The organism is Mesorhizobium sp. P160927, assembly GCF_057766385.1.
Window position 1 is genome coordinate 3,610,621 of the sequence record NZ_JBYMDW010000001.1, and the last position, 16,148, is coordinate 3,626,768.

Below are 16,148 nucleotides of genomic sequence, written 5' to 3' on the forward strand. Positions count from 1 at the left end.
CTCGGACAGGCAGGGCTCGAACCGGCAAGATGGATCGACACCGCACCGGCGTTCGGCTATGCGATTGTCGGAAAAATCGACACGAGGGTCATCATCTTGAAACGCTCCGCCATCAACGACATCATCCGCGAAGCCGACGCCTTCATCCGCTCGTTCGGCTATATCATGCCGCCTTTCGCCTACTGGTCGCCGGAAGAGATGAAGACACGCCAGGTCGATTCCTCGGCCATCTTCACCTCACGGCTCGGCTGGGACATCACCGACTACGGCCAGGGCAAGTTCGACGATCTCGGCCTGTTTCTGTTCACCGTTCGCAACGGCCGCTACGAGGACATGAAGAAGGGCATGGGCATGCTCTATGCCGAAAAGATCATGATTTCGCGCAAGGAACAGATGTCGCCGATGCACCGCCACAACATCAAGGCCGAGGACATCATCAACCGCGGCGGCGGCAAGCTGGTGCTTGAACTGTTCATGCATGATCGCGACGGCGGCATCGACCCCAAGGCCGAGGTATCGGTGCCGGTCGACGGAACCATCCACAGGCTGCCGGCGGGCGGACTGCTGAAGCTTGATCCGGGCCAAAGCGTCACGCTCTTGCCTGGCGTTTGGCACGCCTTCTGGGCCGAGGGCAAGGATGTCCTGATCGGCGAGGTGTCGACCGTCAATGACGATCGCACGGACAACGTCTTTCGCGAGCCGATCGGCCGTTTCGCCGATATCGAGGAAGACACATCGCCGCTGCATCTATTGGTGGCCGACTATGACAAATGGCTGGGCTGAGGGCGTCCGTTCTCAACCCCACATCGCCCCCGACTTGCGGGGCCAGCAACCAAGTCCGAGGAGAAATAAGTCTTGAAGTCAGCTCTAGTTCTAACCATTGCCGCCTTGGCGGCGCTCGGTTTCGGTATGCCGGCTCAGGCGGCGGGCTTCACCAATATCGTCATTTCCGCGACCAAGGACGGGGGAATGCCGCAAAGCAACTTCCCTGTCGAGACACCGGTGATCTACGTCTCGGCTGACTTCGTGGATATCGCGCCGACCTCGAAAATCACATTCTCCTGGGTCTCGGTTGATTCCCACGGCGCCGCGCCGGAGAACTATACCATCGACAAGGTCGACCTCGACGTAGGAGCCAACAATCAGGCTGATTCACAACTCAGCAAACCCACGGCGGGATGGCCGGAGGGCACCTATCGGGTTGATTTGGCCATTGATGGAAGTGTTGCTGAATCGGTACCCTTCAGCATTCCATGATTGAACTGCGCGAGAAGGGCGCGACGGGCATCAATGACAACATTTGAGTGCCGATTGCACGCCCGTCCGGCACAGGCACGATGAGCTGATCGGCACATCGGCCTTGGCCAGCGCCGTGGCGAGTTTTGCCTGCAGTGCAGGCAGCTCTTGGCTCTCGCCGCGCCGCCTCAAACATTCCACCAGCCCGTGCAGCGCCCAGACATTGTCCGGGTGCTGGGCGCAGCGCTGCACATTGCCGCTCAGGCCGAGATCGTCGCGATAGACCTGTTCGGCCTCTTGCGCGTGGCCCTGGTCGAGAAGCAGCGCCGCCAGCGCATGACGCGGCGGGTGCATCCACGCCCACGGCTCGGTGTAGGACAGATTGTCATCCAGCTCGACCGCGTGCCTGAGATGGCCGTAGGCCTGCTCGTGCCGGCCTTGATGATAGGCAAGCTCGCCGTCGAGCAAGGCGGCACCGACGGCGAGCGAGGCGCGGGCCGGGTTGCTAAGAAAACGCCGCTCGGCTGGAATGGCTTCGAGATGCTGGTGGAAACGTTCACGCTCGCGCTCGGCGTCGGTGAATTGCCTCAGCGTCGCATGCGCCACGCCCTTGGCGTAGTGCTGCATGGCCGCCGTCAGCACATAGAGGCCGGGCTCTTCGGTTGCCGGCTCCTTGATGATTTCCCGCCAGCGACCGAAGCGCACCAGCACGTGCGATCTCATCGCATGATAGCCTTCCACGGTCTGGGTGAGTTTGGGCCGATCCTGGATGGCGACCACGTCACGCGTCACCCGGCTGCGCACCTTGTCTGCGGCCCACAGCGCCGGCTGGTACTGGCCCGACAACATGCAGGTGAACATCATCAGGTGCAGGTCGTGGCAGCAGCCGAGCAGATAATAGGTCGGCTCATCGGCGTAGGCGAGATAGAGGTCGTTGGCCCGAACCGCCTTTTCGCTGGCGAGCTTCGCCTTCTCATAGTCGCCGCACAGCACATAGATATGCCCCGGCATGTGGTTCATGTGCCCGGCATCGGGGCACATCTCGCCGAGCTGATCGGCCGAGAGCATGCCGCGCTCCGGCTGGGTCGACATTTCCAGCAGATGGATGTGCAGGTGGACGATCGCCGGATGCTGGGCGATGCCGGATTCGTCTGCGAGCCGGATTGACCGCTCGCAAACCTCCAGCGCCTCGACGACGTCGGAATTCGGCGCCGGTTTACCTGTCTTGAGGTCCCACAGGCGCCGTACCGTGCGCATCATCAGCGCCTCGACGAGAAGCGCCATCACATCATGATCGTCGGGAAAATTCTGATGGACCCGCCGCATCGCGTCGGCATAGGCGTTGTCCCATTGCTCGAACTCCGGCGGCGCCACCCGGTGCGGTTTCCGGAAGCGGCAAGCCAACGCCTCGATCAATTGTCTTTCCATCTCGCTAGCTGCGGCCGCACTGGCGTGCGCGAGCTGGACATGCTCGAAGCAACGCTTCGTCGCGCTGTTTGCCTCGGCCTCGCCATGCTCCTTCCATGTCAGATTGTAGAAAGGCCCGGCTGCATAGGCTATGCCCCAATGAACCATCGGGCAGTCCGGATCGGTCTCCAGCGCCTTCTCAAAGCACTTGATGCCTTCCTCATGGTTGAAGCCGTAGCACCAGTTCAGACCGAGATCGAACCAGCGCTGGGTCTCGGTAGAGCGGGTGGAGATCGGGCGGCGGTAGCCGCCGAGATTGAAGCGATCCATGGGGCCTCATTCAAGTCGGGTTCGCCGCGAGCCAAGCCCTGGCCAGATTCTTCGCCGTCAATGTGTTCCGAAATTCGTAGCCATGGCAAACACCATGGTTTTGGGATGGATGTGAAGAGCGGCTATGCGCCGTCCTGGTCGGTCTCTTCGGGTGCCACTTCGCCTTGCCAGCCGCCTAACTCCGGCAGGTCCTCAAGCCAACTTTTCTCGGTCATCACGGCATCGCCGGCCTGTGGTGCGGCCTCGGTGGCGTTTTGAATCAGCCAGTCCACCCACTTCCGATAGGCAGCCGGATTCATCTGGGGCGGCAGCACTTTGGCCTTGAGCAGCATCCTCTTGCGGAAGCTGGTTTGCCTGCGCAGTTTGGTCGTCGTGAACTTGATTGCCTTGCCCTGGTATTCAACCGTCCAGCGGTCGCCTCCATGGCCGACAAGCCTGTCTACGGCGAAACCGGCATCGACCGGTCTCTCCCGCCAGGGAAGCTCGATGGCGTTCTTCCTCAAATCGATAGCCCATCGTCTGTAGTCGGCCCCGGGACGCTGGGGCGGCAGCACGCCGGCCTGTTCAAGAATCTTCCGTCGGAAGGTAGGCTGCTTCTTGAGCTGGCCGGTCGTCAGCTCGATGCGATGTCCACGGAATTCGACATGCCAGCGGATCCTCCCATTGCCGACATACTTCACCAATCTGTCGATAAAGAACTCGCCATCGGCAAGCATCACGCATCCCTGCTTGATGCTGGAGAGGATGTACTGGCTGTCAGTGACCATCAGGCGGCCTTACGCAGGATTCGTTCGCGAAGCGTAGCGACAGCGATGTGCCGGATTTATGCACCAGAAAAGCGTTCCGGTTCCGATTTTCGCTAAGTGACCACTTTCATTGAAAAATGCTTGGCTGGGGAACCTGGACAGTAATCCAATTATTTACAACGCCTTGGAATCATTTAAATTGCTGTTGTCATTGACCTTTTTCACCCATAGTTGTAACACACGTCTGTAACACACGGACCTTCCAAGTGGGGCAGTTATGGCACGTTTAAGCTACCTTTTACGACGCGGGGCATCCTATTATGCCCGCGCTCGCGTTCCTCTCGACCTTATAGATGTTCTTGGCAAGCGTGAGCTTGTGAAGGCGCTCGGCACCAAGGATGAGAACGAAGCCAAGCGCCTGCTGTGGCCGATTGTCGAGGCATGGAATCGGAAGTTCGACGATCTGCGCTCGCGTCGGGTTCTCACACCCGACGATAAGGCCGACGCGATTTGGCAACACTATACCGGCGCGCTCGACCGCGATGAGCAGGCTCGGTTGCACGTCGATGACGACCACGGCAGCGAGTTCGACCAGCCTTCCCCAGACGCCCGCCGCAAGTTGGAGGCCAACGCCCGGCGCATCAAGCTCGACGCCATGCGCAAGCATCTGGTCATCGGCGAGACGGCGCTCATCGAGGACGAGCTCGAGGACTACATCGAGCGCAACAAGCTCTTGATCGATCCGCTGGCGCCAGATCGTGGCGACCTCGCCCGGAAGATGATGCGCGCCGAGATCGAAGCCCTACAGCGCACCGTCGAGCGCGACCATGGCGACTACAGCGGCGCACCGAAAGACCCGATCGTGAAGCCTGCCACCGGAACGTCGCGCGAGCAGGCGGCACAGGGCGAGGGGATCATGGAACTGTTCGAGCAATACGCCGCCGAGAACCCCAAAGGTATCGCCACCGACACCATCGCCCAGGCTCGACGCGACGTTCGCAGCTTTGTCGACTATGTCGGCAGCACTTGCCCGGTTCATAGGATTGATAAGAAGGCCGTTCGCGAGTGGAAGGCGCTTTTGATGAAGTATCCGGTGAAGGCCACCGAGAGCAGCGTCTTCGCGGGCATGAAGCTCACGCAGATCGTCAAGCACAATGAGACGGTCGGCAAGCCGGTGATCACCGTCCGCACCGTCAACCGCTACATCGCTGGTTTCAGCGCCTTCTGTAGCTGGCTGGTGAACCACGGCTATCTCGTCCACAACCCGGCCGATGGCATGTTCTTGAAGAAGACGAGGGGCAACAAGCCTTTGGTCTTCACGTCCGACCAGCTAAACACCCTGTTCAAGTCGCCCCTGTTTACAGGATGCCAGAACGCTGACGAATGGCGCAACGTCGCTAAGCCCGGCAATGTCAAGATCCGCGATCATCGTTACTGGCTACCGCTGATCATGCTCTACTCGGGCGCACGGCCGGCAGAGATCGCACAGCTTGCCGTCGCCGACGTTCGCAAGGAACACGGATATTGGATTATGCACATCACCACGGACGGCGATGGCGACAAGAGCGTGAAGACCGAAGGTTCAATGCGCGTCGTGCCTGTGCATGATGAACTCACCCGCCTGGGCTTCATCAAGTATCGCAACGGCATGGAAGCGGCGGGCCATACGCGCCTGTTCCCTGAAGCCAAGCGCAACTCACGCGGCCAGATGGTCGCCGAGTTCTCGCGCGAGTTCGGACGCTACCTCACACGGCTGGGCATGAAGACAGGTCGCGGCCTGTCGCTCTACAGTTTCCGGCATGGTGCCGCCGACGCTTTACGACGGGCAGGGCATCTGGACGAGCAGTTCGGGTTCATGTTGGGCCACACCGCCGGCACCATGACGGGCCGCTATGGGATCATGCCGCAGGGAATGATTCAGCAGCGCGTCGATCTGGTGAACTCGATTGCCTACCCAAAACTGGACTTATCACATTTGAGTTTAGTTGCGGCCACCGAATACCTGAGCCCAAAGGGCTAGCGCAAGCAAACCAAAAACGAAGACGTGGAAACACACCCCGCTCCAAAAGCGAACGGGGTGCATATCCCTCAAATAGACACGACCTCTGGCTTTCAGAATGCCCGATGACAAGGCGAAACGAAAAACTGGAGGCGACATCCTCGACCAATAGATGAGTGCCCAGACCAGAACCCCGATGAGAAATATCCGTGCCATCCCAACCATATCACTGTAGAAGCATAGAAGCGGACAATAGTCAAGAAATTAATTACTACAAGGTGTAAATAAAGGACTTTTTTCCTATTTGCAAGCATGAGACAATAATTTTGAAATGGGTTTTCGGAGTTCTTGTGCGTTCACGTCCAGTTGAGTTTCTGAAAGGTATCTTCGGAAGCGGAATCGAAAAGAAGTCGGTTCCGCTTTCTGATTCAGTAGGCATGGAATCTATCTTCGGCGCGCCGAATACGGTTGCCGGGCCTGCTGTCAACGCCGCGACAGCGCTGCGCGTTCCTGCCGTCTTCTCTGCAATCGTGCTGATCACCGGCACGATTGGCTCGCTGACCGCAAAGGTCTTCCAATCCTCGCCACCCGGGAAGCAGACCGCCGACACCCATCCGGCCTATCGCCTGGTGCATGATGAGGCGAACGACTGGACTTCAGCCGGCGCTCTTCGCGGCCAACTCACCGCCGACGCACTCCTACACGACCACGGGTTTGCGTTCGCCAATCGCGTCAGCGAACGTGTCGTTGAGTTTATCCGTCTCGACCCGCGTTCCGTCACCATCAAGCAGGACGAGACGACCGGCGAGCCGTTCTATGAGCAGCGCGTCGGCACGCAAGTTCGGCGCTACGGCCATCGCGAGATTCTGCACATTTCCGCACCGCTGGGCCTGGCACCGATCAAAGCCGGTCGCGAAGCGATCGGCCTCGCCCTCACGCTAGAGGCTCATGCGGCCAAGCTGTTCGGCAATGGCGCTCGCCCGTCTTCCGTCATCTGGAATGAAAACCCGGCCGGCGGCAACGGCGACGGCGGCGCGAAAACTATCTCGAATATGCGCAACGCCTGGCGGCAGACATTCGGCGCTGGAAACAATGGCGACCCGCTGTTTCTCGACGGCGGATGGCAGCACAGGCAGGTCGCACTCACAAGCGTTGACGCCCAATTCGCAGAGATGCGGACAGAACAGATTGTCGAGATCGCCCGGCTGTTCCGCGTTCCGCCCCATCTGCTTTTCGAGCTTTCCCGCGCCACGTGGTCCAACGCGGAAGAAATGTTCCAATCGTTTCTCACGCTCACGCTGCGGCCCTGGCTGGACGCGTGGGAGTGGGCTTACGCCCGCGTGCTGCTCACGCCTGAAGAGCGCGCCAGCGGTTACTATGTCGAGTTCGTCATTGACGACATCATCACGGCGAACGCCGCCACGCGCGCCACGACCTATCAACAGTATCGCGCCATGGGCGTGCTGACCGCCAACGAAGTCCGGGCCGGTCTGAACCGCGCGCCGATCGAAGGCGGCAACACTCTCGAAAACCCGAACATCACGCCCGGTAAGCCGGCCGGCCAGAACGACAATCGCAAGCCGGGCGAGGTAGCCGCATGACCGACGACATCACCACCATCACCGTGAAAGCCGAAGTCGCGGCCTTCGACCACGCCGCTGAAGAGAAGTTCAAGCCAGCTCTTCGGAAGGCCATAGCCGAAGTCATGGATGAATTCTTTGATGACGCGGCTGACTTTGTGTCGATTTCGGAAAGCGGCGCATGACGCACACCGCTTTCTTCGGCGACGGCGACCGCGCGTTCACCCTCACGCCCGAACTCATCCAAGAGCTTGAGCGCAAGACGGGCGCCGGCATCGGCTCCCTATGCACCCGTATACCTGAAGGTCACTTCCGCCTGGCTGAGCTTGTCCAGATCCTACGCCTATCCCTTATCGGCGGCGGCACCTCGCCACAGGAAGCGGCGGCACTCGCCGACACCTACGCGGCCAAGCGCCCGCTCAATGAGTCATTCCCCATCGTCATAGCTGTCTTGCAGGCCGTCTGGTCAGGCGAGCCGGCGAAGACCAGCCAGGACGACGCCGCCAATGGATAAGCTCGAAATTAAGGCCGCCTTCAACGTGTCCGATGCCGGCGAGATCACTGGTCTTGCGTGGCCGTTCGGCACGCCCGATAGCGTCGGCGACATCATCCACAAGGGCGCGTTCGCAGCATCGGCGGCCCTGCCGATCTTGTTCGAGCACGACCCGAACCGCGTCATAGGCAATTGGGAGTCGTGCGCGGAAACCGACGCGGGCTTTGAAGTCAAAGGCCGGCTCTTTCTGGACGGCGTTCCCCGCGCTCGCGAGGTTCACACCAGCATCAAAACCGGCCGTGTCAACGGCCTGTCGATCGACAACCCAACCGGCGTATTCCCTATCTGGCCTTGCAAAGCGATTCCTGCTGGCGTGCTCGCCCTAACCGGCCCCCCCGACGGCGGGACCTTCGTGGCAGTCCATGTGGAGCATCCGCACCGATGTAACACTTAGAGTTTTCTAATATGGCCTAAGTTGTTGTTTCTATTGGAATTATTGTGAGTGGCTGGGGAACCTGGATTCGAACCAGGACTAACGGAGTCAGAGTCCGTGGGTCTACCGTTAACCTATTCCCCAGCAGGCGTGCTATCGCCACAAAAGCGAAAATCGCGCGGGCCGAACGGCTGAGCCGCTTGAGCGCTGCCTTGTAGCCGCCAGTGGAAAATAGTCAAGTCTGCTTTGCGGTTCAATTGCCAGGTTTTATCACCGGTTCCGAACGCCAGCTTTTCCGGCGGCGTGCGAACCTCCGAGCCTCAGCTCTCCTTGCGGCTGAACTGCGAGCGTTCGAAAAACAGCACGATGCCCAGGCCCATAAACAGCGGGACGATGAGATAAAACAGCCGGAACACCAGCAGCGCCGCCACCACGCCGACCGGGTCCATGTCGGAAAGCCCGGCAAGGAACACCACCTCAAACACGCCGAGTCCGCCTGGCGCGTGCGAGATCTGGGCGACTGAGAAGGAGACCAAGAAGACGCCCAGCACGACGAAATAGCCGGGATTATGCACCTCGGGCAGGGTGAAAAAGATGATCGCCGCGGCCGCGAGCAGTTCGATCGGGCCGATCAGCAACTGCCTGGCGACGATCGGCAGCGCGGGATAGTGCAACTGAAAGCCGGCGATCCTCAGCGGGCGCAGGTGCAGCCAACTGCCGAATACATAGGCTGCGATGAGGACCAGCATCGCAATGCCTGCCGCCTCCGACAGGCCGTGATGGGCGATGCCGGAAAAGCGATCAATGATCTGCGGCTCGAACACCAGCACAAGGCCGGAGGCGAGTAACGTCGACAGCACGAAGGTTATCCAGCAGATCGCCACCAGCACGCCGACTTCCTGGCCGGTCAGCCCCCTTGTGCCGTAGGCACGGTAGCGAATGACGGCGCCGGAGAACACCGAGCCGCCGATATTGTGCGACAGCGCGTAGGTGGTGAAGGAGCAGAGCGTCACGAACAGCCACGACACTTTTTTGCCAATATGCAGCAGCGCGATGTGATCGTAGCCGGCGAGCGCGGCATAGGCGACGAGCGAGCTCAAGCCTGCCAGGATCCAGCCACGAGTTGGAATAGCCGCCATCCCGTCCCAAACGTCGTCGAGCGAGATGCCGCGCAATTCATGCCAGAGCAGCAGCAGCGAGAAGATCACCGCGCCGATGCCGACGACCGGCCAGAAATAGCGTTTCCAGTTCATTGCCCGACCGCCATGCGTTGCGTATCCGCTTCCTTTCCGTCGAGAGGCCGTCCTCCCCGGTTTCCCCGTTCATTTCAGAAATGCCTCATTGAAGCCGGCTATTCAACCGCGAACACTTGTCGCGCCTGACGCCATCCTTGTTTGCCGCGCGCCGCCACGGTGTTGCGCTACCAGCCCAGCCTTGCCGGTACATTACGCCAGTGCAAAAACAGGCCCGCGCACCCGGCGGCAAAATTCAGCATGCGGCTCTTGGTGATCGAGCACGGCACTGTTAGTCTGGCGGCAACTTGAAACATGCCAAAGCGCCTGCTGCGTCCGTCACCGGTTCGCGCGGCGCCGGAAGGAACGACAGTGGAAGACCGCGACACCGGCGCAGGCGCGCCGGAGGTGGGCGCGTCCAGCGCTTCCCTTGGGCCATCAGGCCCGGGGACAGCCGGTTGGCAGCAACGCCGCGCAACGGAGCCTCGCTCCGTCAATGGGCAGGCTGGCGACGCGACCCAGAAGGGCAAGCCCAAGAAACGACGCAAGCGAAGGCGTGGACGCAAGGTTTTTGCGCGCGACGAGGCGCGCCCAGGGGCCAATCTATCGCCGGTACAAGGCAAGGCCGCTGTCGCGGCGGTGGATTTGAAGCCTGTTGCCGCCGCCACAATCTCGCCCGCCGTTGCAATGCCCGAGCAAGGCAACAGCCGGCCGCCGGTGCACGAGCTTCCCATCTTCGCCGCGCTGGACCTCGGCACCAACAATTGCCGGCTGCTGGTCGCCGTTCCCACGCGTCATGGCCAGTTCCGCGTCATCGATGCCTTCTCGCGCATCGTCAGGCTGGGCGAGGGGCTCACCGCCAATGGCCGGCTCGGCCAGCCGGCGATGGACCGCGCGGTCGAGGCGCTGAAGGTCTGCGGCGATAAATTGCGCGGCCGCAAGATCAGGAAGGCAAGGCTGATCGCCACCGAAGCCTGCCGAACAGCCGAAAACGGCGTGGAGTTCCTCGATCGCGTCGAACGCGAAGCCGGCCTGAAGCTCGAGATCATCGACCGCCAGACCGAAGCCCGCCTTGCGGTCTCCGGCTGCGGTTCGCTGGTCGAGCGCAACACGCAGGGCGTCGTCCTGTTCGACATTGGTGGCGGGTCTTCCGAGATCGCGCTGATCGATCTCACCGGCCGCCGTTCGCCGCGGCTGGCCAATCACATCGTCTCGTGGACCTCGCTGCCGGTCGGCGTCGTCTCGTTGGCGGAACGCTTTGGCGGCCGCACCGTGACGCGCGAGATATTCACCGCCATGGTCGACGACGTTGCCGGCAGGCTGGCCGCTTTCGATGGCCGGGATCGGTTGAGCCATCTCAAGGCCAGCCCGAATTTCCATCTGCTGGGCACTTCGGGTACGGTGACGACGCTGGCCGGCGTCCATCTCGACCTCGAACGCTACGACCGCCGGCGCGTCGACGGCCTGTGGATGGACCGCGACAGCGTCGACCGTATGGTGGAGAAACTGGTCGGCTGGGACTTCCAGCAGCGTTGCGCCAACCCCTGCATCGGCGCCGACCGCGCCGATCTCGTGTTGGCCGGTTGTGCCATCCTCGAAGCAATCCGCGCCGTCTGGCCGTCGGAACGGCTGCGCGTCGCGGACCGGGGCTTGCGCGAAGGAATATTGAGTGAGCTGATGGCCGATGACGGCGTCTGGCGCAATGACGGGCGTGCTAGGGCATCATGATCATGCTCAAACAAGAAATCAGGTAATGACGAAGAAACCGGAAAAGCCAGGGTCCGCCAGCATTCGCGTGCTGAAGACGCGGATCAAGAAGAAAAGCGGCCTGAAGGAATCGTCGCGCCGCTGGCTGCAGCGCCACATCAACGATCCCTATGTCCAGCGCTCCAAGGCCGACGGCTATCGCTCGCGCGCGGCCTACAAGCTGATCGAGATCGACGACAAGCACCACCTCTTGAAGCCCGGCATGAAGGTAATCGATCTGGGTGCCGCCCCCGGCGGCTGGTGCCAGGTCGCGGCCGCGCGCACGAAATCGACGGCCGAAAACCCGCATGTCATCGGCATCGACTATCTCGAAATGGACGCCGTGCCCGGTGCGCCGGTGCTGCTGATGGATTTCCTGGACGCCGACGCGCCGCGAAAGCTGGCCGAGGCGCTGGGCGGGGACCCGGATGTCGTGTTGTCCGACATGGCGGCGCCGACCACCGGCCACAAGCGAACCGACCATATCCGCACCATGCATCTCTGCGAGGTGGCGGCCGATTTCGCGCTCTCGGTCCTCAAGCCGGGCGGCCATTTCCTCGCCAAAACCTTCCAGGGCGGCGCCGAAAATGAGTTGCTCTCGATGCTCAAGAAGAATTTCCGCTCCGTCCATCACGTCAAGCCGCCGGCCTCACGCGATGAATCGGTGGAGCTCTATCTATTGGCCAAGGATTTTAAGGGGCGAGAGTCCGGTCCGCCGCCAGGCGGATCGGAACGTCCAGTGGACGTTCCGAAGGACTGGAGCGCCCGGAGCCATAGCGAAGGGCCGGGGGACGCCGACGGCTGAAAGGCCAGCCCTCCGCCAGGCGGATCGGAACGTCCAGTGGACGTTCCGAAGGACTCGAGCGCCCGGAGCCATAGCGAAGGGCCGGGGGACACCGACGGCTGATCGCTCTGCGGCGACTTTGCTTCACTCTCCCGGCGATCTGACCGGTTCCAGCGTCTTCGGCGTCGTCAGCCGGCCATGGCCAGATACGGCGTTGCCGGCGTCGGGCGCCATCCGCATGAACGACAGCGACGCCGCCGCTGACACCGCTGCCACGATGAAGAAGGCGGTGTGGAAGTCGCCCAGCGTCAGCGGGCCGCCATGGATCGAGGTCGAGACTTCGAGAATGCCGCCGGCGAGCGCCACGCCGAGCGCGATCGAGAGCTGCTGGAACACCGCCGTGATCGGCGTTGCCTTGCTGGTATCCTCGGCTGACACCTCGGCATAGGAGAGCGCGTTGACGCCGGTGAAGAACATCGAGCGGATGAAGCCGCCGACCAGCAATATGGCCAGCATCAGCGCGTAAGGTGTTTCGGGGGTGAAGAGGCCGTAGATGGCGATCGACGCGGCAGCGACCAGCGAGCCGACGATCAGCACGCGGCGAAAGCCGACAACGCGGAAGATCAGCGCGGTGACGAATTTCATGCCGATGGCGCCGATCGCCGAGACGAAGGTGATGATGCCGGACTGGAACGGTGTCAGCCCGAAACCGATCTGGAACATCAGCGGCAAAAGGAACGGCACGGCGCCGATGCCGATGCGAAACAGCGAGCCGCCAAGCACCGACGAGCGGAACACCTGGTTGCGGAACAGTTCGAGCGCCAGCAGCGGATTTTTGGCGCGGCGCGCATGCACGAGGTAGAGCGCGCCCGACAGCAGTCCCACGGCGATCGTAATGAAGCCGGTCGCCGGCGGCAGATAAGGCAGGCTAACCACCGACAGGCCAAAGACGACGCCGGAAGCGGCCAGCCCGCTCAGCACGAAGCCGACGAAATCGAGCGGCGGCGTCTCGGTTGCCTCGGTTTCCGGCAGGAAGCGGGTGGCAAGCCAAATGCCGATCAGGCCGATCGGGACGTTGATCAGGAAGATCCAGTGCCAGGTGAAGAAGGTGGTGATGAAGCCGCCAATCGGCGGACCCACCAGCGGGCCGACCAGTGCGGGAACGGTCAGCCACGACATGGCGGCGACCAGTTCGCTCTTGGGCGTGGCGCGTACCAGAACCAGGCGCCCGACCGGGGTCATCATGGCGCCGCCAATGCCTTGCAGGAAACGCGCAACCACGAAGGCGGGCAGCGAACCGGAGAGCGCGCACGCCACCGAACCGGCAATGAACACTGCAATCGCGGCACGAAAGATGGTCTTGGCGCCGAAGCGGTCGGCCATCCAGCCGCTGATTGGAATGAAGATCGCCAGCGACACCAGATAGGCCGTCAGCGCCAGTTTGAGCGCGATCGGGCTGGTGTGGATGTCGATGGCGATCGCCGGCAGCGATGTCGCGATCACGGTCGAATCCATGTTTTCCATGAAGAGAGCGACCGCCAATATGAGCGGAATGGTGCGGTTCACAAGACGCGTCCGGACTTATTCTCTGTGTCGTCGGCTGGGGGAAGCCGGCACGCAGGGCGGTTATCACGGCCAGAGGGTGATGTCGTGTTAAATTGCTGTCACATTTGTGCGACCGCAAGGATGCGGCCTTTCGCTTTGGCATGTCCCATGCTGGCAGAGATCCCTGCCAGGCAAGGGACACCTTGCATGGAGCGACACACATCATTATTGTAGTGAATATAACTACTATAGGGACACGCCATGGAAAAAGGTGTTTCGGCGGCCGATGCCAATCGCAGGTTTTCTCTCCTACTGCGCGGCGTCCGCGAAGGACAAAGCTACGTGGTGACCAGTCACGGGCGTCCGGTCGCCCGGATCGTGCCCGCAGATCATCAGGAGGGGGTGGCTGCCCAATCGCGCGCGGCGTTGTTGTCGCGCCTTGAGCGCCAGCCTGTTGTGGATGCCGGGCAGTGGACGCGCGATGAGCTTTATGAGGACGAGCATTGAAGATCGCGCTCGACACGAACATCCTTGCTTACGCGGAAGGGGTAAACGGTGCGGAGAAGCGCGACATCGTTCTCGAATTGCTGCGCGATCTCCGGCAAGGTGACGCGGTTATTCCTGTTCAGGTTCTTGGTGAACTCTTCAACGTTTTGGTCCGCAAAGCAGGAAGACCGCCCCTGGAGGCACGGGATGCCCTTCTGAGCTGGAGCGACGCATTTTCCGTTGCCGCGACAACGCAAGATGTGATGATGATGGCCGCTGATCTGGCTACCGACCATCGACTCAGCATTTGGGACTCGGTCGTTCTCTCCACGGCCTCGCAAGCTGGCTGTCGGCTGCTGGTCTCGGAAGATCTGCAAGACGGCTTCACATGGGGCGCGGTCACTGTCGTCAGTCCCTTCGCAGCGCCGCGTCACCCATTGCTTGATGCTCTGGCGGGGAAGTCTGGCGACTAGAACGCGGAACGCCGCAACGATCGGCTTTTCATCCGCCCCGCGACGTGTTACCAGCCACCGCCAATCCTGAAAGGGAATAACGAGTCGGCGCTGTCCATTCCGGTCCAGCGCTTTTTCGCATTCAAAGGGCTGGCCATGGCAAAAATCATCGAAACGTCCACCGGCGCACTGGCGCTGACCTTTGACGACGTGCTTTTGCAGCCCGGTCATTCCGAGGTGATGCCCGGCCAGACCGATATCCGCACCCGCATCGCCGGCGACATCGACCTCAACGTGCCGATCCTGTCGGCGGCGATGGACACGGTCACCGAGGCAAGGCTTGCCATCGCCATGGCGCAGGCCGGCGGCATCGGCGTCATCCATCGCAATTTCTCGCCCGCCGAACAGGCCGAGCAGGTGCGGCAGGTCAAGAAATTCGAATCAGGCATGGTGGTCAACCCGGTCACGATCGGGCCCGACGCCACGCTAGCCGACGCATTGTCGCTGATGCGCACCTATTCGATCTCGGGCATTCCGGTGGTCGAGAATGGCGGCGCCGGGGGCCACAAGACCGGCCGGCTGGTCGGCATCCTGACCAACCGCGATGTGCGCTTCGCTTCCGATCCGGCGCAAAAGGTCTACGAATTGATGACCCGTGAGAACTTGATTACGGTCAAGGAGAACGTCGACCAGGACGAGGCCAAGCGGCTTCTGCACCAGCACCGCATCGAGAAGCTGGTGGTGGTCGACAAAACGGGCAATTGCGTCGGGCTGATCACCGTCAAGGACATCGAGAAATCGCAGCTCAACCCGCACGCCACCAAGGATGCGCAGGGGCGCCTGCGCGCCGCGGCCGCCACCAGCGTCGGTGATGACGGCTTCGAGCGCGCCGAGCGTCTTATCGAGGCCGGCGTCGACCTTTTGGTGATCGACACAGCGCATGGCCACTCGCAGCGCGTGCTGGACGCGGTGACGCGGGCGAAGAAGCTTTCCAATTCCGTGCGCATCCTGGCCGGCAACGTCGCCACCACGGAAGGCACGCGGGCGCTGATCGACGCCGGCGCCGACGCCGTCAAGGTCGGCATTGGCCCGGGCTCCATCTGCACCACCCGCATTGTGGCCGGGGTCGGCGTTCCCCAGCTTTCGGCCATCATGTCGGCGGTCGAGACAGCACACAAATCAGGCGCCTCGGTGATCGCCGACGGCGGCATCAAATATTCCGGCGATCTCGCCAAGGCACTCGCCGCCGGCGCCAGCGCCGCCATGATCGGCTCGCTGCTTGCCGGAACCGACGAAAGCCCGGGCGAGGTCTATTTGCACCAGGGCCGCTCCTTCAAGGCCTATCGCGGCATGGGCTCGGTCGGCGCCATGGCGCGGGGCTCCGCCGATCGCTACTTCCAGGCCGAGGTGCGCGACACGCTGAAACTGGTGCCGGAAGGCATTGAAGGGCAGGTTCCCTATAAAGGACCTGTGTCTGGCGTGCTGCACCAGCTTGCGGGCGGGCTGAAAGCCGCTATGGGTTATGTTGGTGGCCGCGACCTTGCCGATTTCCGCGACCGCGCCACCTTTGTGCGCATATCCAACGCCGGACTTCGTGAAAGCCACGCCCATGACGTCACGATTACCCGCGAAAGCCCCAACTATCCCGGCGGAGCCTGATTCTTCCGGGCTTTGGGGGA

At 61.8% G+C, this 16,148-nt stretch carries 16 protein-coding genes and 1 tRNA gene; 12 read left to right on the plus strand and 5 right to left on the minus strand.

Annotated elements, in window-relative coordinates:
* Positions 1-96 precede the first annotated feature (96 nt).
* Both AC3CB8_RS17455 and AC3CB8_RS17460 read left to right on the plus strand, forming a co-directional pair.
* A complete protein-coding gene (locus AC3CB8_RS17455; RefSeq protein WP_023773335.1) occupies positions 97-783 on the plus strand; it encodes a D-lyxose/D-mannose family sugar isomerase in 687 nt (228 codons plus the stop codon).
* Positions 784-855: 72 nt separating this feature from the next.
* Complete coding sequence (locus tag AC3CB8_RS17460; protein ID WP_352563063.1) at positions 856-1,257, plus strand: hypothetical protein; 402 nt, start codon at positions 856-858, stop codon at positions 1,255-1,257.
* A 30-nt stretch (positions 1,258-1,287) separates the two neighbouring features.
* Here AC3CB8_RS17460 and AC3CB8_RS17465 read toward each other — a convergent pair whose 3' ends face one another.
* Positions 1,288-2,973, minus strand: coding sequence for a tetratricopeptide repeat protein (locus AC3CB8_RS17465; RefSeq protein WP_352563064.1), 1,686 nt, complete (start codon positions 2,971-2,973; stop codon positions 1,288-1,290).
* A 122-nt stretch (positions 2,974-3,095) separates the two neighbouring features.
* Positions 3,096-3,740 carry a hypothetical protein gene (locus tag AC3CB8_RS17470; protein ID WP_352563065.1) on the minus strand — a complete coding sequence of 215 codons (645 nt, stop codon included), beginning with the start codon at positions 3,738-3,740 and terminating at the stop codon, positions 3,096-3,098.
* Between the two features lie 256 nt (positions 3,741-3,996).
* On the opposite strand from AC3CB8_RS17470, the gene AC3CB8_RS17475 reads away from it, so the two are divergent.
* The 5 genes from AC3CB8_RS17475 to AC3CB8_RS17495 all read left to right on the plus strand — a co-directional run bounded on the left by AC3CB8_RS17475 (position 3,997) and on the right by AC3CB8_RS17495 (position 8,245).
* Positions 3,997-5,739, plus strand: coding sequence for a DUF6538 domain-containing protein (locus AC3CB8_RS17475; RefSeq protein WP_352563066.1), 1,743 nt, complete (start codon positions 3,997-3,999; stop codon positions 5,737-5,739).
* Positions 5,740-6,068: 329 nt separating this feature from the next.
* The gene (locus tag AC3CB8_RS17480) at positions 6,069-7,319 is read left to right on the plus strand and encodes a phage portal protein (RefSeq protein ID WP_352563067.1); all 1,251 of its coding nucleotides are present in this window, start codon (positions 6,069-6,071) and stop codon (positions 7,317-7,319) included.
* Positions 7,316-7,483 carry a hypothetical protein gene (locus tag AC3CB8_RS17485; protein WP_352563068.1) on the plus strand — a complete coding sequence of 56 codons (168 nt, stop codon included), beginning with the start codon at positions 7,316-7,318 and terminating at the stop codon, positions 7,481-7,483. The genes AC3CB8_RS17480 and AC3CB8_RS17485 overlap by 4 nt, the downstream gene beginning before the upstream one ends.
* Positions 7,480-7,812 carry a gene transfer agent family protein gene (locus tag AC3CB8_RS17490; protein WP_352563069.1) on the plus strand — a complete coding sequence of 111 codons (333 nt, stop codon included), beginning with the start codon at positions 7,480-7,482 and terminating at the stop codon, positions 7,810-7,812. Before AC3CB8_RS17485 ends, AC3CB8_RS17490 begins: the two co-directional genes overlap by 4 nt.
* Entirely contained in the window at positions 7,805-8,245 is a 441-nt protein-coding gene (locus tag AC3CB8_RS17495) for an HK97 family phage prohead protease (protein ID WP_352563070.1), read from the plus strand. Before AC3CB8_RS17490 ends, AC3CB8_RS17495 begins: the two co-directional genes overlap by 8 nt.
* Before the next feature lie 49 nt (positions 8,246-8,294).
* Here AC3CB8_RS17495 and AC3CB8_RS17500 read toward each other — a convergent pair.
* Both AC3CB8_RS17500 and AC3CB8_RS17505 read right to left on the minus strand, forming a co-directional pair.
* A tRNA-Gln gene (locus AC3CB8_RS17500) sits at positions 8,295-8,368 on the minus strand.
* A gap of 176 nt (positions 8,369-8,544) precedes the next feature.
* Complete coding sequence (locus AC3CB8_RS17505; RefSeq protein ID WP_023773309.1) at positions 8,545-9,477, minus strand: lysylphosphatidylglycerol synthase domain-containing protein; 933 nt, start codon at positions 9,475-9,477, stop codon at positions 8,545-8,547.
* Positions 9,478-9,828: 351 nt separating this feature from the next.
* Here AC3CB8_RS17505 and AC3CB8_RS17510 point away from each other — a divergent pair, with 351 nt between their 5' ends.
* Positions 9,829-11,184: a Ppx/GppA phosphatase family protein gene (locus tag AC3CB8_RS17510; RefSeq protein WP_023773308.1), complete on the plus strand. Its 1,356-nt coding sequence runs from the start codon at positions 9,829-9,831 to the stop codon at positions 11,182-11,184.
* Positions 11,185-11,209: 25 nt separating this feature from the next.
* Positions 11,210-12,007 (plus strand): RlmE family RNA methyltransferase, encoded by a 798-nt coding sequence (locus tag AC3CB8_RS17515; RefSeq protein WP_352563071.1) that lies wholly within the window; start codon positions 11,210-11,212, stop codon positions 12,005-12,007.
* A gap of 123 nt (positions 12,008-12,130) precedes the next feature.
* Here the strand turns inward: AC3CB8_RS17515 and AC3CB8_RS17520 are convergent, their stop codons facing one another.
* Complete coding sequence (locus AC3CB8_RS17520) at positions 12,131-13,552, minus strand: MFS transporter (RefSeq protein ID WP_352726503.1); 1,422 nt, start codon at positions 13,550-13,552, stop codon at positions 12,131-12,133.
* 240 nt (positions 13,553-13,792) lie between these two features.
* Between AC3CB8_RS17520 and AC3CB8_RS17525 the strand changes: the two genes are divergently transcribed.
* From AC3CB8_RS17525 to guaB, 3 genes are all read left to right on the plus strand, one after another.
* Entirely contained in the window at positions 13,793-14,038 is a 246-nt protein-coding gene (locus tag AC3CB8_RS17525; RefSeq protein WP_352563072.1) for a type II toxin-antitoxin system Phd/YefM family antitoxin, read from the plus strand.
* Entirely contained in the window at positions 14,035-14,490 is a 456-nt protein-coding gene (locus tag AC3CB8_RS17530) for a PIN domain-containing protein (protein WP_352563073.1), read from the plus strand. The genes AC3CB8_RS17525 and AC3CB8_RS17530 overlap by 4 nt, the downstream gene beginning before the upstream one ends.
* Positions 14,491-14,625: 135 nt before the next feature.
* Complete coding sequence (gene guaB / locus AC3CB8_RS17535; protein ID WP_352563074.1) at positions 14,626-16,128, plus strand: IMP dehydrogenase; 1,503 nt, start codon at positions 14,626-14,628, stop codon at positions 16,126-16,128.
* Positions 16,129-16,148 lie beyond the last annotated feature (20 nt).